Annotated in this window: 27 protein-coding genes; 11 read left to right on the top strand and 16 right to left on the bottom strand. The window is 64.4% G+C overall.

The window, feature by feature from the left end:
* Positions 1-16: 16 nt before the first annotated feature.
* From guaB to M2333_RS04445, 3 genes are all read right to left on the bottom strand, one after another.
* Positions 17-1,474, bottom strand: a complete 1,458-nt coding sequence (gene guaB, locus M2333_RS04455) for an IMP dehydrogenase (RefSeq protein ID WP_181559858.1) — start codon at positions 1,472-1,474, stop codon at positions 17-19.
* Between the two features lie 120 nt (positions 1,475-1,594).
* The gene (locus M2333_RS04450) at positions 1,595-1,936 is read right to left on the bottom strand and encodes a hypothetical protein (RefSeq protein WP_264610978.1); all 342 of its coding nucleotides are present in this window, start codon (positions 1,934-1,936) and stop codon (positions 1,595-1,597) included.
* 54 nt (positions 1,937-1,990) lie between these two features.
* Positions 1,991-2,839, bottom strand: a complete 849-nt coding sequence (locus tag M2333_RS04445) for an HpcH/HpaI aldolase/citrate lyase family protein (protein WP_413715938.1) — start codon at positions 2,837-2,839, stop codon at positions 1,991-1,993.
* A 92-nt stretch (positions 2,840-2,931) separates the two neighbouring features.
* Between M2333_RS04445 and M2333_RS04440 the strand changes: the two genes are divergently transcribed.
* The 3 genes from M2333_RS04440 to M2333_RS04430 are packed head-to-tail and all read left to right on the top strand — an operon-like array spanning position 2,932 to position 4,729.
* Positions 2,932-3,906, top strand: a complete 975-nt coding sequence (locus M2333_RS04440) for an SPFH domain-containing protein (RefSeq protein WP_264579048.1) — start codon at positions 2,932-2,934, stop codon at positions 3,904-3,906.
* Positions 3,907-3,911: 5 nt separating this feature from the next.
* Positions 3,912-4,409 (top strand): NfeD family protein, encoded by a 498-nt coding sequence (locus M2333_RS04435; RefSeq protein WP_264612565.1) that lies wholly within the window; start codon positions 3,912-3,914, stop codon positions 4,407-4,409.
* Positions 4,406-4,729, top strand: a complete 324-nt coding sequence (locus M2333_RS04430; protein ID WP_264610977.1) for a YnfA family protein — start codon at positions 4,406-4,408, stop codon at positions 4,727-4,729. Before M2333_RS04435 ends, M2333_RS04430 begins: the two co-directional genes overlap by 4 nt.
* A 3-nt stretch (positions 4,730-4,732) precedes the next feature.
* On the opposite strand, the gene M2333_RS04425 is transcribed toward M2333_RS04430, so the two are convergent.
* The 3 genes from M2333_RS04425 to M2333_RS04415 all read right to left on the bottom strand — a co-directional run bounded on the left by M2333_RS04425 (position 4,733) and on the right by M2333_RS04415 (position 8,072).
* Positions 4,733-5,764 carry a mechanosensitive ion channel family protein gene (locus M2333_RS04425; RefSeq protein ID WP_264610976.1) on the bottom strand — a complete coding sequence of 344 codons (1,032 nt, stop codon included), beginning with the start codon at positions 5,762-5,764 and terminating at the stop codon, positions 4,733-4,735.
* A gap of 59 nt (positions 5,765-5,823) precedes the next feature.
* On the bottom strand, positions 5,824-6,312 hold the full coding sequence (locus tag M2333_RS04420; protein WP_264610975.1) for a hypothetical protein: 489 nt from the start codon (positions 6,310-6,312) through the stop codon (positions 5,824-5,826).
* Between the two features lie 152 nt (positions 6,313-6,464).
* Positions 6,465-8,072, bottom strand: coding sequence for a phosphoenolpyruvate carboxykinase (locus tag M2333_RS04415; RefSeq protein ID WP_264573006.1), 1,608 nt, complete (start codon positions 8,070-8,072; stop codon positions 6,465-6,467).
* Between the two features lie 269 nt (positions 8,073-8,341).
* Here M2333_RS04415 and M2333_RS04410 point away from each other — a divergent pair, with 269 nt between their 5' ends.
* The 8 genes from M2333_RS04410 to M2333_RS04375 all read left to right on the top strand — a co-directional run bounded on the left by M2333_RS04410 (position 8,342) and on the right by M2333_RS04375 (position 14,981).
* Positions 8,342-9,049 carry a response regulator transcription factor gene (locus M2333_RS04410; protein WP_264573007.1) on the top strand — a complete coding sequence of 236 codons (708 nt, stop codon included), beginning with the start codon at positions 8,342-8,344 and terminating at the stop codon, positions 9,047-9,049.
* Positions 9,018-10,640: a sensor histidine kinase gene (locus M2333_RS04405; RefSeq protein WP_264610974.1), complete on the top strand. Its 1,623-nt coding sequence runs from the start codon at positions 9,018-9,020 to the stop codon at positions 10,638-10,640. Before M2333_RS04410 ends, M2333_RS04405 begins: the two co-directional genes overlap by 32 nt.
* On the top strand, positions 10,637-11,083 hold the full coding sequence (locus M2333_RS04400) for an HPr kinase/phosphorylase (protein ID WP_264587318.1): 447 nt from the start codon (positions 10,637-10,639) through the stop codon (positions 11,081-11,083). Before M2333_RS04405 ends, M2333_RS04400 begins: the two co-directional genes overlap by 4 nt.
* Positions 11,084-11,085: 2 nt before the next feature.
* Positions 11,086-12,081 carry an RNase adapter RapZ gene (gene rapZ / locus M2333_RS04395; protein WP_264610973.1) on the top strand — a complete coding sequence of 332 codons (996 nt, stop codon included), beginning with the start codon at positions 11,086-11,088 and terminating at the stop codon, positions 12,079-12,081.
* A complete protein-coding gene (locus tag M2333_RS04390) occupies positions 12,078-12,482 on the top strand; it encodes a PTS sugar transporter subunit IIA (RefSeq protein WP_181559869.1) in 405 nt (134 codons plus the stop codon). The genes rapZ and M2333_RS04390 overlap by 4 nt, the downstream gene beginning before the upstream one ends.
* Positions 12,479-12,757 (top strand): HPr family phosphocarrier protein, encoded by a 279-nt coding sequence (locus M2333_RS04385; RefSeq protein ID WP_181559870.1) that lies wholly within the window; start codon positions 12,479-12,481, stop codon positions 12,755-12,757. Before M2333_RS04390 ends, M2333_RS04385 begins: the two co-directional genes overlap by 4 nt.
* 21 nt (positions 12,758-12,778) lie before the next feature.
* Positions 12,779-13,582 (top strand): TrmH family RNA methyltransferase, encoded by an 804-nt coding sequence (locus tag M2333_RS04380; protein ID WP_264610972.1) that lies wholly within the window; start codon positions 12,779-12,781, stop codon positions 13,580-13,582.
* Between the two features lie 139 nt (positions 13,583-13,721).
* Complete coding sequence (locus M2333_RS04375) at positions 13,722-14,981, top strand: MFS transporter (protein WP_264588359.1); 1,260 nt, start codon at positions 13,722-13,724, stop codon at positions 14,979-14,981.
* 62 nt (positions 14,982-15,043) lie between these two features.
* Here the strand turns inward: M2333_RS04375 and secA are convergent, their stop codons facing one another.
* From secA to M2333_RS04325, 10 genes are all read right to left on the bottom strand, one after another.
* A complete protein-coding gene (gene secA, locus M2333_RS04370; protein ID WP_264610971.1) occupies positions 15,044-17,779 on the bottom strand; it encodes a preprotein translocase subunit SecA in 2,736 nt (911 codons plus the stop codon).
* Between the two features lie 125 nt (positions 17,780-17,904).
* On the bottom strand, positions 17,905-18,168 hold the full coding sequence (locus M2333_RS04365; RefSeq protein WP_264605149.1) for a hypothetical protein: 264 nt from the start codon (positions 18,166-18,168) through the stop codon (positions 17,905-17,907).
* Between the two features lie 122 nt (positions 18,169-18,290).
* Positions 18,291-19,925: a CTP synthase gene (locus tag M2333_RS04360; RefSeq protein ID WP_264610970.1), complete on the bottom strand. Its 1,635-nt coding sequence runs from the start codon at positions 19,923-19,925 to the stop codon at positions 18,291-18,293.
* A 79-nt stretch (positions 19,926-20,004) separates the two neighbouring features.
* Positions 20,005-20,406, bottom strand: coding sequence for a preprotein translocase subunit SecG (gene secG / locus M2333_RS04355; RefSeq protein ID WP_264612564.1), 402 nt, complete (start codon positions 20,404-20,406; stop codon positions 20,005-20,007).
* A 103-nt stretch (positions 20,407-20,509) separates the two neighbouring features.
* Positions 20,510-20,983: a DUF2269 family protein gene (locus M2333_RS04350; protein WP_264587324.1), complete on the bottom strand. Its 474-nt coding sequence runs from the start codon at positions 20,981-20,983 to the stop codon at positions 20,510-20,512.
* A complete protein-coding gene (locus M2333_RS04345) occupies positions 20,983-22,263 on the bottom strand; it encodes an SDR family oxidoreductase (protein WP_264610969.1) in 1,281 nt (426 codons plus the stop codon). The genes M2333_RS04350 and M2333_RS04345 overlap by 1 nt, the downstream gene beginning before the upstream one ends.
* 48 nt (positions 22,264-22,311) lie before the next feature.
* Positions 22,312-24,234, bottom strand: a complete 1,923-nt coding sequence (gene uvrC / locus M2333_RS04340; protein ID WP_264610968.1) for an excinuclease ABC subunit UvrC — start codon at positions 24,232-24,234, stop codon at positions 22,312-22,314.
* A gap of 137 nt (positions 24,235-24,371) precedes the next feature.
* Complete coding sequence (locus tag M2333_RS04335; RefSeq protein WP_264575657.1) at positions 24,372-25,025, bottom strand: F0F1 ATP synthase subunit B; 654 nt, start codon at positions 25,023-25,025, stop codon at positions 24,372-24,374.
* 1 nt (position 25,026) lies between these two features.
* Positions 25,027-25,512, bottom strand: a complete 486-nt coding sequence (locus tag M2333_RS04330) for an ATPase (RefSeq protein ID WP_181559876.1) — start codon at positions 25,510-25,512, stop codon at positions 25,027-25,029.
* Positions 25,513-25,598: 86 nt separating this feature from the next.
* The gene (locus M2333_RS04325; RefSeq protein ID WP_014076610.1) at positions 25,599-25,826 is read right to left on the bottom strand and encodes a F0F1 ATP synthase subunit C; all 228 of its coding nucleotides are present in this window, start codon (positions 25,824-25,826) and stop codon (positions 25,599-25,601) included.
* Positions 25,827-25,850 lie beyond the last annotated feature (24 nt).

Genomic DNA, 25,850 nt, shown 5'->3' with positions numbered 1-25,850 from the left:
TCCAGGGCTTATATCGTTATCGTGTGGGATAATTAGGCGCTTCACGCGTAATCGTCACGTCATGCACATGGCTCTCGGAGAGGCCGGCATTGGTGATCTGCACGAAGCGGGCGCGCTCCTGCAGTTCGCGGATCGTCTTGCTGCCGGTATAGCCCATGGCGGCCTTCACACCGCCAACCAGCTGGTGGATGACATCGCGCGCCGGCCCCTTATAGGGCACCTGGCCTTCGATCCCCTCCGGCACCAGCTTCATCTGATCCTTGATGTCCTGCTGGAAGTAGCGATCCGCGCTGCCGCGCGCCATCGCACCGACGGATCCCATGCCGCGATAGCTCTTATAGGCCCGGCCCTGATAAAGGAACGTCTCGCCCGGTGCTTCCTGCGTGCCGGCCAGCATCGATCCGATCATCACCGCAGCGCCGCCCGCAGCCAGCGCCTTGGCAACGTCCCCCGAGGTGCGCAGGCCGCCATCGGCGATTACCGGGATACCGCTCTTCAGCGCTTCCTGCGCCGCGTCCATGATCGCGGTGAGCTGCGGAACGCCGACACCGGCCACCACGCGCGTGGTGCAGATCGAACCGGGGCCGATGCCGACCTTCACGCCGTCAGCGCCGGCGTCGATCAGCGCGCGCGTAGCCTCGGCGGTCGCGACATTGCCCGCCACGAGCTGGATTTCATTGGAAAGCTTGCGAATGCGCGCGACGCTCTCGGCCACCATCTTGGAGTGGCCATGGGCGGTATCGACCACGATCAGGTCGCACTCGGCGTCGATCAGCGCCTCGGTGCGCTCGATACCCTTGTCGCCGACCGTCGTTGCGGCGGCGACCCGCAGGCGGCCGGAAGCGTCCTTGGTGGCCTGCGGATAGGTGACGGCCTTCTCGATGTCCTTGACGGTGATGAGGCCCACGCAGCGGAAGGCATCATCGACCACCAGCAGCTTCTCGATCCGGCGCTGATGCAGCAAGCGCCGGGCCTCGTCCTGCGAAACGCCGGTGCGCACGGTCGCGAGATTCTCATGCGTCATCAGCTCGCGCACCGGCTGAGCCGGGTTTTCGGCAAAGCGCACGTCGCGGTTCGTCAGGATGCCGACCAGCTTGCCGGTCGACTCCACAACGGGAATGCCGCTGATCTTGTGCCGCGCCATCAGCGCCTGCGCCTCGGACAAAGGCTGATCCGGGCCTATAGTGATCGGATTGACGACCATGCCGCTCTCGAACCGCTTGACCGCGCGCACCGCCGCGCACTGCTCCTCGATGGAGAGATTGCGGTGCAAGACGCCGATGCCGCCGAGCTGCGCCATCACGATGGCCATGTCTTCCTCAGTCACGGTGTCCATGGCCGAGGAAAGAATGGGGATATTCAGCGAAATGTTGCGGCTGACCCGCGTGGACACATCGGCCTGACTCGGCAGCACATCGGACTCGCCCGGCTGAAGAAGCACGTCGTCGAAAGTGAGGCCGAGCCGAATGTCCATATATGTCGCCACCTGATCTGGAGAGACCCCTTGGGGGAATCAGTGGCGGCCCATGTAACCATTTCCCCCGTGCAGGGCTAGGGGGTCGTCAAAGAGAAGCGCGGGAAGGCTGGTTTGCGCCTATCCGAGGGCGGGACGGACCACATCGCGCTCCGCACGACCGCTGGCGATCATCTGCGTCAACGCGAGCAGGAGGGCTGGCACGGCAAGCGTCCAGACCAGATCGGCCAGCGTATCATCGAGGCGCAGCGACCGGTAATAGGCCGCTTGCAGGCTCTCGTTGATGAGCTCGGCCAGCGCCACCACAGCAAATGGCAACGCGGAATGGCGGCGCGTGAGCGGCCAAGCAGCGACCATAGCATAGAGCAGCAAGCCGCCGATCAGATGTGCGCGCTCGTGCGAAATGGCGAGAAAGCGCAGGCTCCCCTCCGTCAGGGCGACATAAGCGGCGGGTATATCCATGTAGCGATTCGTAAAGAAAGCAGGTTAGCGATCCGTTACGACGCGATCCAAAGCCTAGCTGCGCAGATGCTCGGCCCGGTCGATGATCGCCTTGGCTTCTTCGACATGCATCGCCTCGATCATCCGCCCATCATAGCGCTGGGCGCCGCCGGTAAAGGCCTCGACTAACGCGCGGGCCTGTTCCACCGCCGGGCCGCTGGGCGAGAAGGCATCATTGGCGATGTCGATATGGCTGGGGTGGATAATGGTCTTGCCATCGAACCCCATCTGCCGCCCTTCGTCGCACTCGGCGGCCAGACCGGCCGGATCTTCCAGATTATTATAGACGCCATCGAACGCGGCGACACCGGCGGCACGCGCTGCCAGCACGATCGACTGAAGCGAGTAGGAAATCGCGCTGCGCGGTGCGTCAGGCGGCACGGCCAGGCCCCGGCGCAGATCGTTGGTCCCGGCGACCAGCGCCGAGACGCCCGGCTCACGCGCGATAGACAAGGCATTAATGATCCCCGCCGGGCTCTCGATCATCGCAATGACCGGCCGCTGCGTCACGCGATTGACGTCGTGAACCTGCCGCGCCTCGATCACCTTGGGCACGATGACATAGGGCACGCCAGCACTGCGGGCCGCGACCATGTCCAGCCCATGTTCGGGCCGCCCCTCGGCATTGATGCGGATGGCGCAGGGGCGCCCGTCGAACCCGGCCTGCACAGCCTCCACGGCGCGCTGCCGGGCCGCGTCGCGGTCTTCGGCGATCACCGAATCCTCAAGGTCGAGAATGATGAAGTCGCAGTCGAGTTGGCGCGCTTTCTCAATCGCGCGCGGGCGCGAGGCCGGTACGAACAGCAGCGTCCGTACGAGGCGCAACGGCAAATCAATTCTTTCGACCGGACGACGCTTCTGCATGCCTTTTCAATCCTCTTATCTTGCCGATTCCGCTTTCCGGCACTGTTCTGAAGGGCCATAGTAGCGACCGCAAGCGCAGGAGGCTATCGACCATGGATCTGGTCACGTTCGCAATGTTCATCGCCATTCTGGTGATCTTCTATCTGTTTGCCAGCGTGAAGATCGTCCGACAGGGCCATCGCTACACCATTGAGCGGTTCGGCCGGTTCACGGAAGTCGCGTCTCCCGGTTTCAACATCTACCCCGCCTTCTTCTACCGGGTTGGCCGCAAGATCAACATGATGGAGCAGGTGATTGATGTCCCGTCTCAGGAAATCATCACGCGCGACAATGCCATGGTGGCCGTGGATGCGGTGGTGTTCTTCCAGGTGCTGGATGCCGCCAAGGCTGCTTATGAGGTAAGCCACCTCAATACGGCCCTGCTCCAACTCTCGACCACCAATCTGCGTACAGTGATGGGGTCGATGGATCTGGACGAGACCCTCTCCAAGCGGGATGAGATCAACGCCCGGCTGCTGAGCGTGGTCGATCACGCCACCAATGCCTGGGGCGTCAAGATCACCCGCGTCGAGATCAAGGATATCCGCCCGCCGCAGGACATCGTGAACGCGATGGCCCGGCAGATGAAGGCCGAGCGTGAGAAGCGCGCCAATATCCTCGATGCCGAAGGGTTTAAGAGCGCCGAGATCCTGAGGGCCGAAGGCGCCAAGCAGGCGCAGATCCTCGAAGCCGAGGGCCGGCGTGAGGCAGCGTTCCGTGACGCCGAGGCCCGCGAGCGCGAGGCGGAGGCCGAGGCGCGAGCGACGCAAGTGGTGAGCGAGGCCATCGCGGGCGGCAATGCCCAGGCGATCAACTATTTCGTGGCGCAGAAATATGTCGAGGCGGTGGAGAAGTTCGCGACCTCCAGCAATGCCAAGACCATCCTCTTCCCGGTGGAAGCTACCCAGCTCATCGGCACGCTCGGCGGCATCGGCCAGCTCGCCAAGGAAGCGCTGGGAGATCATGCAGCAACGCAGCCTGCACGACCCGTGTCGGGCACCGGCGTGCCTCACACGCGGACGCCGTGACGCCGATGCTCGACGGCATGCATCCTTCCATCCTCTGGGGTGTGTTCGCGGTGATCCTCGCCGGGGCGGAGATCATCGTGCCCGGCGTTTTTCTCATCTGGCTGGGCGTTGCTGCGGCGCTCACGGCCGGGCTCAGTCTGGTCCTGCCGATCAACCCGGCCTTCCAGCTGCTCGCCTTTGCCATCTTCACGGCCATTTCGGTGAGCGGCGGACGGCTCTGGTATCTCGCCCGCCCGGTCGCATCCCAAGACCCGATGCTCAATGACCGGGCCGCGCGCCTTGTTGGCCGCGAACTGCTGGTGGTCGAACCGATTAATCATGGCGTCGGTCGGGTGAAGGTGGATGACGGAAGCTGGACGGCGACCGGGCCGGATGCAGATCCAGGCAGCTATGTGCGGGTGACGGGCACCAAGGGCGCGGCGCTGATTGTCGAACCCCTGCCCACTCCGCTCGCCCCGCCTTACCCGGCCCGTGACGGCAAGGATATGCCGGAGCCGGAATGACCGCTTTCGCCTTTATCGGCGCGGCGCTGGCAGAAATCGCCGGTTGCTTTGCGTTCTGGGCATGGCTGCGGCTCGACAAATCGCCGCTCTGGCTGCTCCCCGGCCTCGCCTCGCTGGCGGTTTTTGCCTGGCTTCTCACGCTGGTGGAAGCCGATTATGCGGGGCGGACTTACGCAGCTTATGGGGGTGTCTACATCGCCAGCGCCCTCCTCTGGCTCTGGCTTGCGGAGGGCACCAGGCCAGATCGCTGGGATCTGCTGGGCGGCGTTGTCTGTTTGTCCGGCGCCGCGATCATCGTCTTCGGGCCACGCACAGCCTAGCGATCACCCGGCATTCGCCCGTTCAGTGACATCCCGCGCCAGCAGGCCGCGGTGGCGGGGCAGCGCTTGAGGCATCTCATCGCGGATGAAGGCCAGCACCTTCTCGCGAATCTCACAGCGCAGGTCGAACGCCTCGCCCGCATTGCGGGCACTGGCGAGACCGCGCACCTCGATAGCGTCCGGGCGCACCTCCGTCACCTGAAGCACCTTCACCCGCCCGTCCCAGAGCGGCGAGGCAGCCACGATCGCTTCATAGCGGGCCCGCAGCTGATCGATATCGGCCGTTGGGTCGAGATGGAAGAAGACCGAGCCAAGTAATTGACTTGTCGAGCGAGTCCAGTTCTGGAAACTGTCTTCGAGAAAGCGGGAGATAGGCACGACCAGCCGGCGCTCGTCCCACACCGCCACGACCACATAGGTCATGTAGATCGCCTCGATCTTGCCCCATTCGCCTTCGATGATGACAACGTCATCGATGCGGATCGGCTCGGTGAAGGCTAGCTGAATGCCGGCGATCACATTTTTGAGCAAGGGCTGCGCCGCCGCGCCGACCGCCAGTGCCGCAAGGCCGGCCGAGGCCATCAGTGTCACACCCACCGCCCGCACCGAGGGGATGCTGAACAGCATGAGGCACAGGGTGATGAAGATCACCAGCACCACGGCGATCCTGCCGAGAATGCCCGTCCGCGTTCGCTTTCGCCGGGCGCGGAGATTGTCGGCCACGCTGATATCCGTCCGCTGCTCGACCACATCCTGCGTGCCCCGAATGAGGGCAACGGCCAGCCAGCCGATCAATCCCGGCACGATCATCGCCGCCGCCTGGCTCCAGATCAGGTGACCGCGCTCTCCCAACGTTAGCGACGGACGGAGGAACGCCAGCGCGAAGGCAACCAGCAGCCAGCGCGACGGCCATTGCGCCCGGCGGAGCAAGGCGAGGCCACCTTCAGAATGCGCATGGGTCAGCAGACGGCGCAGCACCCGCACGCTGAGCCAGTGCAGAGCCAGAGCCGCCAGAACGGCGAGAACGCCCAGCATCAGCGATTCCAATAATGGCGGCAGGGTCCAATGGTGGGGAAACATGTCCCTTTTACTGCTCAGGCGCGATCCGGTTCCCGCGGCAGATAGGGAAGCAACGCTGCCAGCGCAGGCGTTTCCAGGTCCGGCGGCTTGTAGGACAGCCGCGCTTCGACCGAGAAGAGGCGCTCACGCGACCAGAAATTGAGCGGCCAATCCCGCGCGCTTTGCGCTGAGGTCAGCAGGCCATTGACCTGATCGAGCAGATCACCGCCTATATGCTCGGCCCGATAAAGCCGCACCCCGGCGAGAAACGCGCGCGTGATCGTTTCATGATAGCCGTGGCGATCATCGTTCGGCACGCCCACGCTGGCATTGTAGCGACGGATGATCGGCGCGACCTCATGATCCAGATCCATGTTCGGTCGCTCAATCATCAGCCAGAGACAGGCAGCGAGGTGCGCCTCATGTGTCCACCGCTCGCGCGGCAAGGTGCAATCCAGCAGCCCCTCCCCGACTGCGCGGACGGCGGCGACATCGCCGAACAAGCGATGATTGTTAGCTGTCATCACGACGGCGCGCTAAGCTTGCGCGGCATCATTTGCGACCGACAGGCCATTCCATCTGCTCATGCGTACCCCCCCGCAGATATGAGAACGGCGGCCACCCTAGCATGGGCAGCCGCCGCTCATAAGCCTCGAAAGGCGTCAATCGGCGCGCGTCAGGCCGCGACGGGAGCCTTCAGCACGTCGCGGACGGATGCGTCCACATCCGCCTCGAACTGCGCGAAGTTGGCCACGAACTTGCCGACCAGCTCGGCGGCTGTCTCGTCATAGCGCGCCTTGTCGCTCCACGCGGCGCGCGGGTCGAGCATATTGGGGTCGATATCTCCCACGGCCACCGGCACCTCGAACCCGAAATTGGGATCGATGCGGAATTCGGCGTTGTTCAGGCTGCCATCGAGCGCCGCGTTGAGCAGCGCGCGCGTCACCTTGATCGGCATACGGCTGATGCCCGGATCGGTTGCCTTGCCGCCGGTCCAGCCGGTGTTGACCAGCCAGCACTTCACGCCGCCCTTGGCGATCCGCTCCTTGAGCAGATTGCCGTAGACGCTCGGGCGACGCGGCATGAACGGGGCGCCGAAGCAGGTCGAGAAGGTCGCCTGCGGTTCGGTCACGCCGATTTCCGTGCCCGCGACGCGCGCGGTATAGCCCGAGAGGAAGTGATACATCGCTTGATCAGGCGTGAGACGCGCGATCGGCGGCAGCACACCATAGGCATCGGCGGTGAGGAAGATGATGTTCTTCGGCACCGGGCCGAGATTGTCGGCCGAGGCATTGGGGATGAAGTCGATCGGGTAGGAGCCGCGGCTGTTCTCCGCCAGCGTCGCATCGTCCAGATCGATCTCGCGCGTGTCGGGATCGATCACGACATTTTCCAGCACCGTGCCGAAGCGCTTCGTAACCGCGTAGATTTCCGGCTCGGCTTCGGCCGAGAGGCGGATCATCTTGGCGTAGCAGCCGCCCTCGAAGTTGAAGACGGCGGTATCCGACCAGCCATGCTCGTCGTCTCCGATCAGTGTGCGGCTGGCGTCGGCGCTGAGAGTCGTCTTGCCGGTGCCGGATAGGCCGAAAAACACTGCCGTGTCGCCATTCGGGCCGATATTGGCCGAGCAGTGCATCGGCATGATGCCCTTGGCCGGCAGCAGATAATTGAGGATGGAGAAGACGGACTTCTTCATCTCGCCGGCATAGGCCGTGCCGCCGATCAGGATCAGCTTCTCGGTGAAGTTGACCGCGATGATCGTCTCGCTGCGGCAACCATATTTGGCGGGGTCCGCGCGGAAGGTCGGCAGATCGATGATCGTATATTCGGGCTTGAAGCCGGCCAACTCATCGCGCTCGGGGCGCACGAGCAGCGTGCGGATGAACAAATTGTGCCAGGCAAACTCGTTGATCACGCGCACGTTGACGCGGTGCTCGGGCTGCGAGCCGCCGAACAGGTCGGCGACGTAAAGCTGCTTCTTCTCGCCCAGCGCGGCGAAGAAATCCGCCTTGAGCGTAGCGAACTGCGCCGGCGTCATCGGCACGTTCACGTCGCCCCAGGCGACCGTGTCCTCGGTCGTGCCATCGCGCACAATGAACTTGTCTTTCGCGCTGCGGCCGGTGTGCTTGCCGGTCTCGACAACCAGCGGCCCATCCTTGGCCAGCACGCCCTCGCCGTTGCGAACCGCTTCTTCCACCAACGGCGCGGTCAGAAGATTCCATTTGACGTCAGCCGACGTCGATATGCCTTGGTCGCCAAGACCAAAGGAAGAGATAACCTGCACACCTGTCTCCTAAGCAAAAACGCAGGGCGGGCTCCTACGGCCGTCCTCCGCGAGAAAACTTCAAATTCAGCCCCGTCCCCGGCGCATAAGGGTTTGATGGCCCAGCGTCAAACGCCACCCGTTGTGCAGTGCCGCGCATCTGTCGCTTTCGTCCGGTGGCGGGACAAAACAGCGGATTCCCTATCGTCCGCCCGGCCCAGGTTGCGCCCGGTCCCGCGTTCGTCTAGGCCGAATGACCAGCAATAGTCAGAGGATCGGCGCAAAGCTCGATGAGCGCTACCATCGCCCTGGTCGACGACGATCGGAACATCCTGTCCTCGCTCAGCATCGCCCTGATCGCGGAAGGGTTCATGACGCGACTCTATCCGGACGGTCAGGCCGCGCTCAAGGCGCTGATCGAGAACCCTCCGGATATCGTGGTGTGCGACATCAAGATGCCCAATCTGGATGGCATCGAGTTGCTCCGCCGGCTGCGGGAGAAGAGCGATCTGCCCTTCATCTTCCTGACTTCCAAGACCGACGAGCTGGACGAGGCACTTGGCTTTGCGATGGGCGCGGACGATTATATTGCCAAGCCCTTCTCGCAGCGGCTGCTGATTGCGCGGGTACGGGCGCTGCTGCGCCGCACGGCGCTCAGCCAGCCCCGCGATGACAATGGCGGCGAAGGCGAGACCGAAACCATCGCACGCGGCCGGCTGAGCATGGACCCCGCCCGCCACCGGGTGCAATGGGATGGCCGGGACGTCGCGCTGACTGTCACCGAGTTCCTGATTCTCGAGGCGCTGGCCCAGCGGCCCGGCATCGTGAAGACCCGCAATCAACTGATGGATGCCGCCTATCAGGACGACATCTATGTCGATGACCGCACCATCGACAGCCACATCAAGCGCCTGCGCCGGAAATTCCGCGAAGTCGCTCCCGAGTTCAACGCAATCGATACGCTCTATGGCGCCGGATATCGCTTCAACGAGGAATGAGGAGCGCCTGGCGAGCGGCGAATGGACCACGCGCATCTCGCTCACCCGGCGGATCCTCGCGGTCAACATCTTCGCGCTTGCCATCCTGGCTGGCGGCTTCTTCTATCTCGACAGCTATCGTGCGCGGCTGATCGATGGCAGGCTGGTGTCGATCAGCCGGGAAACCGCCCTGATCGCCGCTGCGATGGAGACAGCCCCGGCCAGCGATCGCGCCCGGTTGCTGCTGCGCACAGCGCAAACAACGGGTTTGCGGCTGCGCATCTATGATGCGGACGGCACCAAATTGGCTGATAGCTTTCGCCTCATCCCACCCAGCTACACGCTGCGTGATCCGATGCGCGATCCGCTCCACATCAAGCTGGCGCGCGTCTTGGACCGCGTTGTCGAGACCATCGCCCTCGCCGACCGTCCTGCCTATGTGAAGGAGCCGGCGCAGGATCGCCGCGATGCCTGGCCGGAAGCCCGCGAGGCCGCCCGCACCCGCGCGCCCGCTTCGGCCTATCGGTTCGCGCCGGACCGCACACCTTTCCTCAGCGTCGCCCGCCCGCTCGACGAAGCCGGGCGCGGCGATGTACTGCTCGCCACCGCAAACACGCGGGACATCACGGATATCGTCCGTGCCGAGCGCCTGCGCATCGCCCTCGTCTTTGCGGCGGCGATTCTGGTGTCCGTGCTGCTCTCGCTCTTTCTTGCGCGGACGATCGTGCTCCCGCTCCGTCGCCTCGCCCGCGCTGCGGTGCGCGTGCGCCTGGGGCGCGCGCGGGAAGTGATCGTGCCGCGCCTGCCGGATCGGCGCGACGAAATCGGGATGCTGGCCCGCGCCGTCTCCGACATGAGCCAGGCATTGCGCCAGCGCATCGATGCGACCGATGCCTTCGCGGCAGATGTGAGCCATGAGCTCAAGAACCCCATCGCGTCGCTGCGCTCGGCGCTCGAGGGGCTGGCCCAGATCAAGGACCCGGCCTTGCAGGCCAAGTTGCTCGCCATCGCGCAGGACGACGTGCGCCGGCTCGACCGGCTGGTCAGCGACATTGCCGAGGCAACCCGCATCGACGCACAGCTCTCGCGCACGCCGTTCGAGACCATCGATCTCGGGCGGATGATCGGACGGATGGTGCGCAACCATGCACCGCGGGAGGATGGTCCCGCCGTTCGGCTGAGCTATGCAGGGCCGGGCCGTGGCGCCGTATTCGTCTCCGGTGACCCGCAGAAGCTGGTCCGCGTGGTGGATAATCTCGTCGACAATGCCCGCTCCTTCTCACCCGATGGCGGGCGGATTCGCCTGACGCTGTCAGCCGAAGACGGCAAGGCTATCGTGGCGGTGGAAGACGAGGGACCCGGCGTGCCGGAGCGCGAGCGGGAAGCGATCTTCCGCCGGTTCCACAGCGTGCGCCCGGAGCGGGATGGCTTTGGCAATCACAGCGGCCTGGGTCTTGCCATCGCCCGCACAATTCTGGAGGGCCACCACGGCTCCATCCATGTCGAGGCGCGCCTCGATGGCAAGGCCGGTGCGCGATTTGTCGTGACCCTGCCGCTGGCCGAGCAGGATGTGCCCCCGCCAAACAGCGCTAAGGCGCGCAGCGGCACATGAGCAACGATCCCGCCCATTGCCAAACCATCCACGCTACCAGTGTCGCCATCGGAGGCAAGGGCGTGCTGCTGATCGGCGGAAGCGGGTCCGGCAAGTCGGACCTTGCCCTGCGCCTCATCGATCGCGGCGCGATGCTGATCAGCGACGATTACACCCGCGCCTCAAAGCGGGACGGCAAGCTGATCCTTGACGCGCCGGAAACCATTGCGGGCAAGCTGGAAATTCGCCACCTTGGCATTGTCGAAACGCCCCATGTCGGTGGCGTGATTGCGTGTCTTGCGATCAGACTGGATGAAGCGCCCGTGCGCATGCCTGACATCGGGTCCACATTCTCCCTTCTGGGTGTCGAACTCCCGCTGGTCGTGCTGGCCGGTCTGGAGCCTTCCGCCCCGATCAAGGCCGAATGGGCATTGCTTCGTCTCGATGGGCAGGCGAAGGGGTAGGCATGGACCAGCCCCCTGCCCTGTCACCTGCCCCCCATGCTCCCGGCGCCAAGCGCATCCTGGTGGTCACCGGCCTTTCGGGCGCCGGCAAATCGACCAGCCTGCGCACGCTCGAAGATGCCGGCTGGGAAACGGTCGACAATCTGCCGCTGGTGCTGCTCGACCGGCTGCTGGCTGCCCCGCTGCCGGCCGGTCATGAGCAACAGGCGGGCCGCCCGGTCGCCATCGGCATCGACAGCCGCACGCGCGGCTTTGCGGCCGACACCATCCTTTCTGCTATCGCCGCGATGCGCGAGCGCACTGGCTATGAGGTTGAGATGCTGTTCCTCGATTGCTCGGGGACGGTGCTTGAGCAGCGTTATGCCGAGACGCGGCGGCGCCACCCTCTGGCGTTGGATCGCCCGGCGGCGGACGGCATTGCCCGCGAGCGCGAGTTGCTGGAACCGCTGCGCCGCGCGGCCGAGCATGTCGTCGATAGCTCGGACCTCACCAGCAACGGCCTGCAGCAGGCGATCCGCCAGCGCTTCGCCGGCAGTTTCGAATCGACCCTGACCCTGCTGTCCTTCGGCTTTGCGCGCGGCGTTCCGCGCAATGCTGACCTGATGTTCGACATGCGGTTCCTGCGCAATCCCTATTGGGACGAGACGCTGCGCCCGCTGACCGGCCTCGATCCGGACGTACGCGATTATGTGATGGCGGACACGCTGTTCGAGGCGGCCGTGGGCCAGATCGAGAAGCTGCTGGTCACCATTCTCCCGCGCTATAGCGAGGAGGGGAAAGCCTATGTCACCATTGCCTTTGGCTGCACGGGCGGTCGCCACCGCTCGGTGTGCGTGACGGAAGAGATCGCAGAACGCTTGCGCCGGGCAGGCTTTTCGCCCACCATTGCGCACCGCAATCTGGATTCAGTCCAGTTGGACGCCTATGAGAACCGGCGCCAGGGCAAAAAAGAAATCGTACCAACGGAAATCGAAGGGCGGGGCGCACACTCACCATGATTGGACTCGTGCTCGTAACCCATGGCGGGCTCGCGACGGAATTTCGCGTCGCCATGGAACATGTCGTAGGGCCGCAACAGGCCATAGAAACCGTCTGCATCGGCCCCGATGACGATATGGAGGTGCGGCGCGCCGATATCGCCGCCGCCGTGCAGCGCGTCGATGATGGCTCGGGCGTGATCCTGCTGACCGACCTGTTCGGCGGCACCCCCTCCAACCTCGCCATTTCGCTGCTCGACGCCGGGCGCGTGGAAGTGATTGCCGGCGTCAATCTCCCCATGCTTATCCGTCTCGAAAGCGCCCGGCGCAATATGAGCGTCACGCAGGCGGTCGCCGCTGCGCGGGAAGCGGGCCGCAAATATATCAGCGTCGCCTCGGAACTGCTCGGAGACGCCACTTGAGTGGCGAGACAGCCAGCGCAACCGTGCGCATCGCCAACCGGCGTGGCCTGCACGCGCGGGCCAGCGCGAAGTTCGTCACCCTCGCGAGCAGTCTGCCGGCGACCATCATGGTGCGCAAGGACGGGCAGGAAGTGGTCGGCACCTCGATCATGGGCCTGATGATGCTGGGCGCTGCGATGGGCGACGATATCACGGTCTCGGTGAGCGGTGACGATGCCCCGGCGGCGCTGGCTGCCGTCATCGAGCTGGTCGAAAATCGCTTCGGCGAAGACTGATCCTGTGCGGCCCTGCTGACCATGCCCCGCGAAATCACCGGCTTTTCCAACCCGCTCGTCAAGCGCGTCCGCGGCTTGCGGGAAAAGAAGCTGCGCAAGCGCGAAGGCCTGTTTCTGGCCGAGGGCCTGCGTATCCTCACTGAAGCGCGCGAGCGCGGCATTCTGCCCGAGATGCTCTTCATGGCGAGCGATGCCCGCCCGCATCCGCTGGCCGACGAGCTGATCGCGGCGGTCGAGGCGCAAGGCGGCGATGTCATCCTCACCAGCGCGGATATTCTCGGCAAGATCTCCGGCAAGGACAATGCGCAAACGCTCGTCGGCGTCTATCCCGACCGGTTGACACCCCTCCCCGCGCTCGATCGCAGCGCGGCGCCGATCTGGTTCGTCGCGCAGGCCATGCGCGATCCCGGAAATCTGGGCACGCTGCTGCGCATCGGCGACGCGGTCGGCGCCGGGGGCGTGATTCTTGTGGATGACTGTGTCGATCCCTTCTCCGTCGAGACGGTGCGGGCGTCGATGGGCGCGCTCTTCACCCAATCCATCGCGCAGGCGAGTTGGGCTGACTTCCTCACTTGGCTCCGCATGGGGCCGGGCCAGCTTGTCGGCACCAGCCTCAACACCGAGCATGATTATCAGGCGCCGCGCTACGAGGCGCCGACGTTCCTCGTGATCGGCAATGAGGCGCGCGGCCTGCCCGCCGATTATGAAGCCGACTGCGACCTGCTCGTCAAAATCCCGATGATGGGCCGTGCGGACAGCCTCAATGCGTCCGTCGCCGGGGCCGTGATGGCCTATGAAGTGCTGAACCAGCAGCGCCGGCGCTGATCCCTCCGGTTGCCCGCATTCACACCATCTAGCGCTGCTGCCCGGAATCGAGCTAGGGCATCGCCGTCATATGTGAGGGGGGCCGACTTTGAACGACGTAGCAACTGCCGAAACGCCGGCGCCCGGCGGCCTGTCCGCCATGGTGAAGCACCGCCGCGTGCTCGTCGCAAGTCTGGCCGGCACCACAGTCGAGTTCTATGATTTCTATATCTATGCGACGGCGGCGAGCCTCGTCTTCGGCCCGCTCTTCTTCCCCGCCACGTCACCGACAGCACAGCTCATGGCAGCTTATGCCAGCTTCGCCCTCGCATTTCTGGCGCGCCCGCTCGGCGCCGCCGTGTTCGGCCATTATGGCGACCGGATCGGCCGCAAATCGACGCTCGTCGCCTCGCTCATGCTCATGGGCGGCTCGACCTTCCTCATCGCCTTCCTGCCAACTTATGCGATGATCGGCTGGGTCGCGCCGCTGCTGCTCTGCATCCTGCGCTTTGGCCAGGGCTTCGGCCTGGGCGGCGAATGGGGTGGTGCTGCGCTGCTGGCGGTGGAGAATGCCCCGCCGGGCTGGCGCGCGCGCTTCGGCATGATGCCCCAGCTTGGCGCACCGCTGGGCTTTGTCGCCGCGAACGGCCTGTTCCTGCTGCTCGGCCTGTGGTTGAGCGATGCGCAATTCATGGCGTGGGGCTGGCGCCTCCCCTTCCTCGCCAGCGCTCTGTTGGTCATCATCGGCCTGTGGGTGCGCTTGAAGATGGGCGAGACGCCCGAGTTCAAAGCGGCCCTGGAGGCCGAACCGCCGGCAGCCATTCCGTTGGCGGAACTGCTCACCCGCCATGTGCGCGCGACCATGGCCGGCACGCTCGCCGTCGTCTGCTGCTTCGCGCTGTTCTACATCTCCACGGCCTTCGCCCTGGGCTATGCCACGGTGAACATCGGCATGGCGCGCAGCGAGGTGCTGACCATCCAGCTTGCGGCGATCCTGATGCTCGCGCTGGGGATCATCGTGGCCGGCTGGTGGTCGGACATGCGCTCGGCGAGCCGTGTGCTGATCGCCGGATGCGCCGCGACGGTGCCGCTCGGCATCGTCTTCGGGGCCGGGTTCGATGCCGCCAATCCGCTGGCGCTCTTCCTCATCCTCGCCATGTCGCTGCTGCTGATGGGCTTCACCTATGGCCCGCTCGGCGAGTGGCTGACCGCCCTCTTCCCGCCGCGCGTGCGCTATTCCGGCTCGTCCTTCGCCTTCAATGTCGGTGGGATCATCGGCGGGGCCATGGCACCCATTGCCGCGCAATATCTGGTGAGCACGCATGGCGTGGGCGCCGTTGGCCTCTACCTCTCTGGCGCGGCCGTGATCAGCCTCATCGGGCTGGTGTGGCTGGCGCCGAGGGACTCGCAGCCCGATTGAAGGCCGCCGGGCGGACGTGACCGGGCTTACGCCCGGCCATCAGATCCTTCTCAGGGTCGTTGTCAGGCCAAGGCGCCGTGACAATGCTTGTACTTCTCGCCCGAGCCACAGGGGCACGGCGCGTTGCGGCTGATTTCCTCACCCGCATAGGGATTGCCCTCACCCACCGCCGCTGCCGTCGCGGCGCGGGGAATGGTGGTGGTGATGAAGCCGCGCGTCCCGGCGTCGATGTCCGCGCTGTTATCTTCGCCCGTGAACGGATCGATATGGCTGGTGAGGAAGTCCGGCAGTTCCGGCAGCGGCGGCGGTACTGGGTCCTGCATCTGGAACTGCACATGGCTCACCGTGCGGCTGACATCCTCGCGGATGTTCTCCAGCATCCGCTCGAACAGCGCGAACGCCTCCTGCTTATACTCATTGATCGGCGTTTTCTGCGCATAAGCGCGCAGGTGAACGACCTGACGGAGGGCATCGAGCGTCGCCAGATGCTCCTTCCAGTGATGGTCGAGATTCTGCAGCAAAATGCTCTTCTCGATCTGCGCCCAGGTATCGGGCTTGAGATCGTTGACCTTCTCGGCCAGCGCCGCGTCGGAGAGCGCGGTGAGGCGCTCGACGAACAGCTCGGGATCGACCACGTCCTCGGTCAGCCAGCCATCGATGTCCGGCGTCAGGCTCATCACCGTTTCCAGACGCTCCTTGAGCTGCGGAATATTCCACTGCTCGGGGTAGGTGCCTGGAGGACAGGCAGCGCCGACGATGTCGTTGATGGTCTCGTGCCGCATCTCGGTGACGACGTCGCCGACCGTTTCGGCATCCATGATCTCGCTGCGCTGCTCGTAGATGACCTTGCGCTGATCGTTCATCACGTCGTCATATTCGACGACCTGCTTGCGGATTTCGTAGTTGCGCTGTTCGACCTTCTTCTGCGCGGTCTCGATCGCCTTGCTCATCCACTTGGACGGCGGAAGCGCCTCACCATCCTCCAGACTGGAGCGCATCATGCGCGCGAACAGCGTGTCCGGGCCGAAGATGCGCAGCAGATCGTCATCGAGGCTGAGGTAGAAGCGGGACAGACCCGGATCGCCCTGACGGCCCGAGCGGCCACGCAGCTGGTTGTCGATACGGCGGCTCTCGTGGCGCTCGGTGCCGAGCACGAACAGACCGCCGGCGGCGAGCACTTGCTGACGCTCAGCCTCAATCTCCGCTTCGATCCGCGCAATCGCGGCATCGCGCTCCGGGCCTTCCGGCATGTCCTTGAGCTCATCCTCAACCCGGAATTCGAGGTTGCCGCCCAGCTTGATGTCCGTGCCGCGCCCGGCCATGTTCGTTGCGATGGTCACCGCGCCGAGCCGCCCGGCCTGCGCCACAATGCCGGCCTCCTGCTCGTGGAAGCGCGCGTTCAACACCGAGTGCTTCACACCTTCTTCCTTGAGGAAGCTGGAGAGCAGTTCGGACTTTTCGATGGAGACGGTACCCACCAGCACTGGCTGACCCTTGGCGGCATGTTCGCCAATCGTCCGGGCGATGCCTTTGAACTTGTCCTCAAGGCTCTTGTAGAACAGGTCCTGATCGTCCTGACGCTGCACTGGCAGGTTGGTCGGGATGGTCACGACGTTCATCTTGTAGATGTCGTAGAATTCCGCCGCCTCGGTCGCCGCCGTACCAGTCATGCCCGAGAGCTTGGGATACATGCGGAAATAATTCTGGAAGGTGATCGAGGCGAGCGTCTGGTTCTCCGGCTCGATGTTCACGCCTTCCTTGGCTTCCACCGCCTGATGCAGACCGTCCGACCAGCGGCGCCCGTCCATCATGCGGCCGGTAAACTCATCGATGATGACGACTTTGCCGTCCTTCACGATATAATCGATGTCGCGCCGGAACATGAAGTTGGCGCGCAGGGCCTGGTTCACATGGTGGACGACCTGCGTGTTCTCGAAATCGTAGAGATTGGCGCCCTGGAGCAGGCCGGCATCCTCCAGCATCCGCTCAACCTTCTCGGTGCCGTCCTCGGTCAGCACGATCGAGCGCTGCTTCTCGTCCTTCTCGTAATCCTCATCCGCGAGGTTCTTCACCAGCGCGTTGACGGACATGTACATCTCGGACTTGTCGTCCGTCGGGCCGGAAATGATCAGCGGCGTGCGCGCCTCGTCGATCAGGATTGAGTCCACCTCGTCGACGATCGCGTAATTGAACGGGCGCTGGACCATCTGGTCACGCTCATACTTCATGTTGTCGCGCAGATAATCGAAGCCAAGCTCGTTGTTCGTGGCGTAGGTAATGTCCGCGTCATAAGCCGCGCGACGCTCCGGCTCGGAGAGGTTGGGCACGATCACGCCCGTGGTCAGCCCCAGGAAATTATAGAGCTGGCTCATCCACTCGCAGTCGCGCCGGGCGAGATAGTCGTTGACGGTGACGACATGGACGCCCTTGCCGGGCAGCGCGTTGAGATAGGTGGCGAGCGTGGCGACCAGCGTCTTGCCTTCACCGGTGCGCATCTCGGCAATCTCGCCGCGGTGGAGCACAATGCCGCCGACCATCTGCACGTCATAATGCCGCTGGCCGAGCGCGCGCTTCGCGCCCTCGCGCACCGTCGCGAACGCCTCGGGCAGGATCTGATCGAGCGTCGCGCCGTCGGCGAGCTGGCTGCGGAACTTGGCCGTCTGCGCCTTGAGCTCATCATCGCTCATGGCAACCATCGTCGGCTCGAACGCGGCAATCTGATTGACCGTCTTGCTGAGAGACTTGACGTAACGCTCATTTGAAGAGCCGAAGAAGAATTTGGCAACGCCGCCGAGCATATCGGAAATTCCTGTCTGAAAACGGAAAGGTCGGGCGCCGGTTCACACACCGGCAAGCGAACGCGCCGGGAGCCAGCGCGCGAACAGCAAAATGGCAGACCGACACAGGGCGGCCTGCGGCGGGCTTAGATCAGCCAGCTCTGCTTCAGGGAAAGGTGGGTGCGGCCACTGCGGGCCGGCAGCGCCAGCACCATAGCCTGATCGGCCCGGACAAGGACGGCCTCGGCCCCCGTGTCAGCGCTGGACAAGACCCGTGCGACTGCAATCGCCTGCTCACTGGAGGGAGCCTGCTGCGATTCTGCACTGAGTTCCACCTGCGCAGGCGCCACGCGGCTCTCGCCGACCATCAGGCCGGAGAGCGACGCAAGAAGCGCAGACAGAAGGATCATCAATTGCAAGTCGCAGGCACCCCGGCCGGTAAGACGCACCCCACATAGGATGCGGCAAGCGGTTCGTCTACGCCCTTCACCATGAACGATCCGGAAACGGGCCGTCCATGGCTGGTGCAGGATCAGACGAGCCGGCTCTGCTTGAGCGCCGCCGCAATGAAGCTGGCGAACAGCGGGTGCGGATCGAACGGCTTGGACTTGAGCTCCGGGTGGAACTGCACGCCGATGAACCATGGGTGATTCGGCCGCTCGACGATTTCCGGCAGCGTGCCATCCGGTGACATGCCCGAGAAGATGAGGCCGCCCTGTTCGAGCGGTTGGCGATAGGCTGCGTTCACCTCGTAGCGATGCCGATGGCGCTCGCTGATATCCTCGGCACCGTAGATGCTGGAAACGACGCTGTTGCCGCTCAGCTTGGCCGGATAGGCACCCAGGCGCATGGTGCCGCCAAGGTCGGTATCGACATTGCGGGTTTGCAGGCCCTCGGCGCTCATCCACTCGGTGATCAGGCCCACGACCGGCTCGCTCGTCTCACCGAACTCGGTGGTCGAGGCGCGCTCGATCCCGGCGGTGTTCCGCGCACCCTCGATGCAGGCCATCTGCATGCCGAGGCAGATGCCGAAGAAGGGCACGCCCCGCTCGCGCGCGAACCGCACGGAGGCAATCTTTCCTTCCGAGCCGCGCACGCCAAAGCCGCCAGGCACAAGAATGCCATGCATCGGCTCGAGCTGGGCCGCGATGTCGCTGTCTTCGGCCTCGAACAGCTCGGCATCGAGCCACTGGACCTTCACCTTCACCCGATTGGCCAACCCGCCATGCACGAGCGCCTCGTGCAGCGACTTGTAGGCATCCGGCAAGCCGACATATTTGCCGACGACGCCGATGGTCACTTCTCCTTCGGGGTGGACCTGCCGGTCCATGATGTCGAACCAGCGTGTCAGGTCCGGCTCGCGCGAACCTTCGATGCCGAAGGCGCTCAGCACGGCCCGGTCCAGCCCTTCACGGTGATACTGCACCGGCACGGCATAGATGCTGCTGGCATCCAGCGCGGGAATCACGGCTTCCGTGCGCACATTACAGAACAAGGCGATCTTCGCCCGCTCGCTGTCCGGCAGCGGATGCTCGGTGCGGCAGAGCAGAATGTCGGGCTGAATGCCGAGCGAGGTCAACTCGCGCACGCTGTGCTGGGTCGGCTTGGTCTTCAACTCGCCGGCCGCCGCAATATAGGGCACCAGCGTCACATGGACGAGCACGGTCTGGCCGTGGCCCAGTTCATTGCGGAGCTGGCGGATGGCCTCCATGAACGGCAGGCTCTCGATATCGCCGACCGTGCCGCCGATCTCGCAAAGCACGAAATCGACATCGTCCGTCTCGGCCAGAGCGAAGCGCTTGATCTCGTCCGTCACGTGCGGGATCACCTGCACGGTGGCTCCAAGATAATCGCCGCGCCGCTCGCGCTGGATGATCGTCTGGTAGATGCGCCCCTGCGTGACGTTGTCGGCCTGCCGGCTCGCAACGCCCGTAAAGCGCTCATAATGGCCAAGATCGAGATCGGTCTCCGCCCCGTCGTCCGTCACATAGACTTCGCCATGTTGATAAGGCGACATCGTGCCGGGATCGACATTGAGGTAAGGATCGAACTTACGGGTGCGGACCTTGTAGCCACGCGCTTGAAGGAGCGCCGCAAGCGACGCAGCCATAAGGCCTTTTCCAAGCGAGGAGACCACGCCGCCGGTGATGAATATGAACCGCGCCATGGGAGAGGAGGCTTACGCTGAACTCGAACGGAAGGGCAAGCGGACGAATCCGCCACCGGTGAAAAAAACTGGTGGATCGTTACTGCGCGAGCGGTGCGCCGGCAGCGCCATTGGCAGGCGCCGAGGCCGGACCGGCCGGTGCTGCCGCGCTGTTGGCCGCGGCGGAAATGCCATCGCCATCGGCAATCGGCGCCGACATGTCGCTGGTGCCGGACTGGCCGACCAGCGAGGTATCGATCGTCGCGGCCCGGTGCTGCGTGGCGGCAATCACAGCCAGCACGATGCTCATGCCCACGAACAAAGTCGCGAGAATCTTGGTCGCCCGGCTGAGGAAATCCGCCGCGCCACGCGCCGACATCAGGCCGGACGGGCTGCCACCGCCACCCATCCCAAGCCCGCCACCCTCGGACCGCTGCATCAGAATGACAGTGACGAGCGCGAAGGCGATGATCGCCTGGACGACAAGGAGAAAGGTGAACAGCATGAGCGGTTAGGACATCCCGACGGGTGTTGAAGCAGCGCCCTTAGCGCGCATTGCGCCGGGCATCAACCTTTGCTCTTGCTGTCACCGGTCGATGGGCGAACTACCACAAGGCGGGCTTGGCGATCATTAGCCAGAAGGTCGCGATGAGCCCAAGGAAAGCAGGCCAGCCAAGAGCAAACCACAAGCTCATGGCTCGTGCGTACTCCAATCCCAACGGAACGCCGTTCTCACATGCCTCATGGGCCAGTCGCTGCGCCTTGATTTGCAGCCAGACAACCGGCACCCAGCAGCCAAAAGCAACCGCATACAAAACAAACGCCACGAGCAACCATGGTTCGGTGAGAGACCAACCGGCAAGATGGGCGAGCCAGATACCGGTCACCGGTTGGACGATGCCGCTCGTACCCGTAAATATCCAGTCCGCGCGCACCACCATCCGTCCGACGCTGGCAATCGTCGCGGGATCCCGCGTGAGGTGCGCATTCCAAAGATACCAGGCTGTCCCGGCTCCGAAGCCGAACAGAATAGTGCTGCTCAGGACATGCACCCACTTCAGGATCAGATAGATTTCCATCAATGCCGATCCGCGATCGCTCCGTGCATCAACACGGCAAGGAGAATAGGCGCATTCTTAAGAAGCGGCCCGAGAGGATCAATCCAGAGTTCTGGAAGCGCATAACCGATCACCGCAGTATAGCCGATGATAAGCAGGCATTGGCCGAGAGTGGACCATCGGCCGAAACGATCCACAAGCAGCCATCCCGCCATCGCTATGTCCAGTAGGCTCCCAGCGATGCGCAATGGTTCTGCCCAAAGCAAAGGCAATCCGAGTCCACTCGTCACCTCCTCCGTACGGACCTGACCATGAGCGAAACCCAGCCAGGCCGACACCAGCCACATGAGCACAAGAACGATCTTGAGTGCCGGCGCCAGAAAATAGAGCCGGGCGTGCCAGCGATCCTGCACCTGCGCAGGCCTCGCCTGAAGCGCCGCATCGAGACTGCGGGGCCGAAAGCTGATGGCCCGCTCGAAAGCGGCACTGTCACCAGCGTTTCCCGCGACCATCTGGTCAAGGCTGGACGAGGACACCGGGCCAGAGCCGAAAAAGTCCCCGGCCTTTCCAAGAACGCGCATGAGGGGCATCGGCACACGCAAGATGGCAGCATCGCCAAAACCCAGCCAGCGGCGATAGCGCACAAGAAGATCGCGCAGTTCCATCGTGTCGGGTCCAACCGGCTCCAGCACCTGTCCCGCGAAAGACTCGTCCTCGCAAACGATGCGGATGGCACGGGCCAAATCTTTCGCGTGGACCGGCGTGAACGGGAAGCGCCCATCACCGGCCACGGGAATCGCCCAAGGCAGTCCCGCCAATCCACGCATCAGGGACGTGCCGCCATAGCTGCCATCCCCGTAAACCAATGACGGCCGCAGAATGGTCCAGTCGACACCCGACTCCCGCAAGGCAACCTCGCCCGCCAACTTGGTGCGGGCATAAGCGGTCTGCACGTCCGGCCGCGCGCTGATCGCCGATAAGAGCAGCACCCGCTGTACGCGGGCGAGTCGAGCGGCTTCGTATAAGGCCGAAGGCATCGTGACATGCACCGAGGTCATCTCTCCTCCGCGCAAAACACCTGCGCAATTGATGATGACATCCACGCCAGCGAGAACCGGCGACCAGTCGGCCACCTGCAACGCGCGGGAAAGGTCTACCCGTATGAAAGATACGGCAGGAAAGCGCGCTTCGAGGCCGTCCAGCGACCGCGCTGTCGCGACGACGTCATACCCTGCTGCGAGAAGTACCGCCATGACCTCCCGGCCAATGAAGCCGCCCGCGCCCAGCACCAGAACTCGCATGCACACCCCGCCCCCATATTCCCATCAGTTCATAGGCGAGAATCAGTCTCAGCCGTGGAAATAATCATAGACTGTCTGCGCGACCGCCGATGAAACGCCAGGCGCGCGCTGGAGGTCCTCGAGGCTGGCGTTGCGCACGGCGCGGGCGGTACCGAAATGCATGAGCAGCGCTTTTTTGCGCGCGGGACCGATGCCCGGCACCTCGTCCAGCGAACTGACAGTGATCGCCTTGGCCCGCTTCTGCCGGTGTGCGCCGATCGCAAAACGGTGGGCCTCGTCGCGCAGGCGCTGCAGGTAGAATAGCACCGGATGATTGACCGGTAGCTGGAAGTCCCGCCCGTCCAGCAGATGGAAGACCTCCCGCCCCTCGCGGCCATGATGCGGCCCCTTGGCGACGCCGACCATCGGCACATCCTCGATGCCCATCTCTTCCAGTGCCTTGCGCGCTGCGTTGAGCTGGCCCCGGCCGCCATCGATCAGCACCAGGTCCGGCCATTCCCCGGATTCGCGATCGGGATCTTCCTCGGCCGCGCGGCCGAAGCGGCGGCCGAGCACTTCGCGCATCATGCCATAATCGTCGCCCGCGACCGTCTCGGGGCGCTTGATGTTGAACTTGCGATAGCCGCTCTTGCGGAACCCCTCCGGCCCCGCCACCACCATGGCACCCAGCGCACTGGTGCCCTGAATGTGGCTGTTATCGTAAATCTCGATGCGATTGGGCGGCCCTTCCAGACCCAGCAATTCGGCCATATCGGAGAGAATCTTGCCCTGCGCACTACTCTCGGCCTGACGGCGCTCAAGCGCTTCCTCGGCATTGCGCTGGGCCTGCTTGATGAGCTTCACGCGGCTGCCCCGCTGCGGCACCTCGATGCGCACCTTGCGCTCCAGCTTCTGGCTCAGCGCCTCGGCGAGCAGCAGCGTTTCGGACGGCTCGCGGTCGCACAGCACCAGCGGCGCCGGCGGCACATCCTCATAAAATTGCGCCATGAACTGCATCAGCACCTCATCCTCCCCCACCTCGGCGGTGTGGACCGGGAAGAAGCTGCGATGCCCCCAATTCTGCCCGCCGCGAATGAAGAAGGCCTGGATGCACATGCCGCCATTGCGGCTGGCGAGCGCGAAGATATCGGCATCGCCCAGCCCCTCGGCGTGGATCGCCTGGCTGCCCTGGATGAAGGTCAGGGCCTTGAGCCGGTCCCGGTAGACGGCAGCCATCTCGTAATCGAGCGACTCCGCCGCCGCATTCATCGCCTCACCGAGCCGCGCCTGCACCGCCGTGGACTTGCCGCCGAGAAAGTCCTGCGCGTCCTGGGTCAGGGCCGCATAATCCGCCTCGTTGATCCGCCCGACGCAGGGCGCGGAGCAGCGGCGAATTTGATACAGCAGGCAGGGCCGCGAGCGATTGGCGAAGAAGCTGTCCGTGCAACTGCGCAGCAGGAACAGCTTCTGCAGCGCGTTGAGCGTCTTGCGCACCTGCCCTGCCCCGGCGAACGGCCCGTAATATTGCCCCTTGTAGCGCCGCGCCCCGCGGTGAAGCTGCACGCGCGGAAAGGCGTGATCCTCGCGCAGCAGGATGAATGGGAAGCTTTTGTCATCGCGCAGCAGCACATTATACGGCGGCCGAAAGCGCTTGATGAGCTGCGCCTCCAGCAGCAGCGCCTCGGCCTCGCTCTGGGTGGTGACGATCGTCATCGAGCGGGTCTGCGAGACCATGCGCTGCAAACGGCGCGGCAGGCGATCGACCTGCGTGTAGTTGGAGACCCGATTCTTGAGCGCCCGCGCCTTGCCGACATACAGCACGTCGCCGCGCGCATCCTGCATCCGATACACGCCCGGTCGCGTGCCCAAGGTCTTGAGCGTTTCGCGAATCGCCGCGACGCCAGCGTCCACGTCCGGCAATTCACTGCCACGGATTGTGGAGGTCGCCTTTTCTTCGTTGAAGCGATTGGGGGACGATGGCCGCTCGGTCATCCGCGCCATTTAGGGGCGAGAGGCGGACAGGACAACGGCCTCCTGCCTCAACCGGCCGAAGCACGGCCCTTCAAATGCAGAAAGGCCGGACCGATCGCTCGGCCCGGCCTTTCTAAAGCCATCAATCTGCGGGCCGCTCAGTGCGCGAGCTTGCCGATCACGTCGTCGACGAGGCCCTTGTCGGCCGCGGCACTGTGCGTCTCACGGATCAGCACGCCGGCTGCTGCCGTCGCCGCTGCAGCCGCCTTGGCGCGCACATCGGCAATGGCCGCGCGCTCAGCTGCGGCGATCTTGTCTTCCGCCATCTTCTGGCGACGGACGACCAGCGCTTCAGCTTCCGCCTGGGCTGCGGTGATGAGATCGGCCGCTTCCTGCTCGGCCGCCGCGCGCATCGCGTCGGCTTCCTTGGCGACGGAGGCGATCCGACCTTCATACTCGGCCTTGAGCGCTTCGGCTTCCTTGCGGAGCCGCGCGGCTTCGTCGAGTTGATTGCGGATCGTCGCAATCTTGGCGTCCAGCGACCGGGCGATGAGCGCCGGCACCTTCTTCCAAATCAGCACCGCAACGAACACGAGCATCGAGAGGCTGACCCAGCCCGTCGCGTCCATCCCCAAAGCGGTGGCGTCCGGAACATGGTGCTCCGGGCCGCCCACGGCTTCCGTGGCCGCGTGGATGTCGCCGTCCAGATTCTGGACCTTGTCGGCGTTTTCGAGATTGAACTGCACGGCGCCGGAACCGTTGTCGCTTGCCGGGGCTGTCTCGGCAACCTGTGTCATGGTCTGGTTTGCCATATCAGAGTACCGCCTTCACTGCCTTGAGCGCCGCATCCGGCGACACCTGCGTGCCGGCGACCTTCTGCACGATGTCCGCTGCGGCGTCCGCTGCAACGGTTTCGATCTGCGCCAGCGCCTTCACGCGGCCGGCCTCGATCTCGCCTTCCGCTGCGGCCAGCTTTTCGCTGAGCGCTGCGTCGGTTTTGGCCAGCGCAGCCTCGCGATTGCGAGCAGCTTCGGCCTTTGCCTGGGCCAGACGGCCCTGCGCAGCGGCACGCGCTTCATTTTCCTTCGCCCGCCAGTCGGCTTCGAGCGCATCGGCCTTGGCCGAATTCGCACGGGCCGCTTCGAGATCGTCGGCGATCTTCTTGTCGCGCGCATCCACCGTGGACTGGATCTTCGGCACCATGCCGCGACCGATCACGAAAAACACGAACCCGAATGTCAGCAGAACCCAGAAGATCTGCGACGAGTAGGTGGCGGCGAGCTGGGCTATCTGAGGCATATCACCTGTCCGTTTGCGCGGTCCGGCGGCAGCCCGTCATTGGGCAGCCGCCGGCTCCACATCATCGTCTGTCGTCTTGCGGGCGATCAGGCGACGAAGATCAGGATCATCGCGACGACGAACGCCAGCAGGCCGAGAAGCTCTGCGGCGGCGAAGCCGATGAACAGACGGCCCTGCTGGCCGTCGGCAGCGCCCGGATTGCGCAGCGCGCTCTCAAGGAACGAGCCGAAGACGTTACCCACGCCGAGCGCGGCCACGCCGGCACCGATAGCAGCCAGACCGGCACCGATCAGCTTTGCTGCTTCTGCGTCCATGTTACTTAACTCCTTTTCTGAAAC

This window comes from Sphingobium sp. B11D3B (assembly GCF_025961735.1).
In the GTDB taxonomy this organism is placed as follows: Bacteria; Pseudomonadota; Alphaproteobacteria; order Sphingomonadales; family Sphingomonadaceae; genus Sphingobium.
Note: the sequence above shows the minus strand (reverse complement) of the source record. Positions and strands in the feature narration are given on the sequence as shown.

Coding starts and splice junctions, on each gene's coding strand:
- guaB (WP_181559858.1), bottom strand. CDS start 1,474: ATGGACATTCGGCTCGGCCTCACTTTCGACGACGTGCTTCTTCAGCCG.
- M2333_RS04450 (WP_264610978.1), bottom strand. CDS start 1,936: ATGGATATACCCGCCGCTTATGTCGCCCTGACGGAGGGGAGCCTGCGC.
- M2333_RS04445 (WP_413715938.1), bottom strand. CDS start 2,839: ATGCAGAAGCGTCGTCCGGTCGAAAGAATTGATTTGCCGTTGCGCCTC.
- M2333_RS04440 (WP_264579048.1), top strand. CDS start 2,932: ATGGATCTGGTCACGTTCGCAATGTTCATCGCCATTCTGGTGATCTTC.
- M2333_RS04435 (WP_264612565.1), top strand. CDS start 3,912: ATGCTCGACGGCATGCATCCTTCCATCCTCTGGGGTGTGTTCGCGGTG.
- M2333_RS04430 (WP_264610977.1), top strand. CDS start 4,406: ATGACCGCTTTCGCCTTTATCGGCGCGGCGCTGGCAGAAATCGCCGGT.
- M2333_RS04425 (WP_264610976.1), bottom strand. CDS start 5,764: ATGCTGGGCGTTCTCGCCGTTCTGGCGGCTCTGGCTCTGCACTGGCTC.
- M2333_RS04420 (WP_264610975.1), bottom strand. CDS start 6,312: ATGACAGCTAACAATCATCGCTTGTTCGGCGATGTCGCCGCCGTCCGC.
- M2333_RS04410 (WP_264573007.1), top strand. CDS start 8,342: ATGAGCGCTACCATCGCCCTGGTCGACGACGATCGGAACATCCTGTCC.
- M2333_RS04405 (WP_264610974.1), top strand. CDS start 9,018: ATGGCGCCGGATATCGCTTCAACGAGGAATGAGGAGCGCCTGGCGAGC.
- M2333_RS04400 (WP_264587318.1), top strand. CDS start 10,637: ATGAGCAACGATCCCGCCCATTGCCAAACCATCCACGCTACCAGTGTC.
- rapZ (WP_264610973.1), top strand. CDS start 11,086: ATGGACCAGCCCCCTGCCCTGTCACCTGCCCCCCATGCTCCCGGCGCC.
- M2333_RS04390 (WP_181559869.1), top strand. CDS start 12,078: ATGATTGGACTCGTGCTCGTAACCCATGGCGGGCTCGCGACGGAATTT.
- M2333_RS04380 (WP_264610972.1), top strand. CDS start 12,779: ATGCCCCGCGAAATCACCGGCTTTTCCAACCCGCTCGTCAAGCGCGTC.
- M2333_RS04375 (WP_264588359.1), top strand. CDS start 13,722: ATGGTGAAGCACCGCCGCGTGCTCGTCGCAAGTCTGGCCGGCACCACA.
- secA (WP_264610971.1), bottom strand. CDS start 17,779: ATGCTCGGCGGCGTTGCCAAATTCTTCTTCGGCTCTTCAAATGAGCGT.
- M2333_RS04365 (WP_264605149.1), bottom strand. CDS start 18,168: ATGATCCTTCTGTCTGCGCTTCTTGCGTCGCTCTCCGGCCTGATGGTC.
- M2333_RS04360 (WP_264610970.1), bottom strand. CDS start 19,925: ATGGCGCGGTTCATATTCATCACCGGCGGCGTGGTCTCCTCGCTTGGA.
- M2333_RS04350 (WP_264587324.1), bottom strand. CDS start 20,983: ATGGAAATCTATCTGATCCTGAAGTGGGTGCATGTCCTGAGCAGCACT.
- M2333_RS04345 (WP_264610969.1), bottom strand. CDS start 22,263: ATGCGAGTTCTGGTGCTGGGCGCGGGCGGCTTCATTGGCCGGGAGGTC.
- uvrC (WP_264610968.1), bottom strand. CDS start 24,234: ATGACCGAGCGGCCATCGTCCCCCAATCGCTTCAACGAAGAAAAGGCG.
- M2333_RS04335 (WP_264575657.1), bottom strand. CDS start 25,025: ATGGCAAACCAGACCATGACACAGGTTGCCGAGACAGCCCCGGCAAGC.
- M2333_RS04330 (WP_181559876.1), bottom strand. CDS start 25,512: ATGCCTCAGATAGCCCAGCTCGCCGCCACCTACTCGTCGCAGATCTTC.
- M2333_RS04325 (WP_014076610.1), bottom strand. CDS start 25,826: ATGGACGCAGAAGCAGCAAAGCTGATCGGTGCCGGTCTGGCTGCTATC.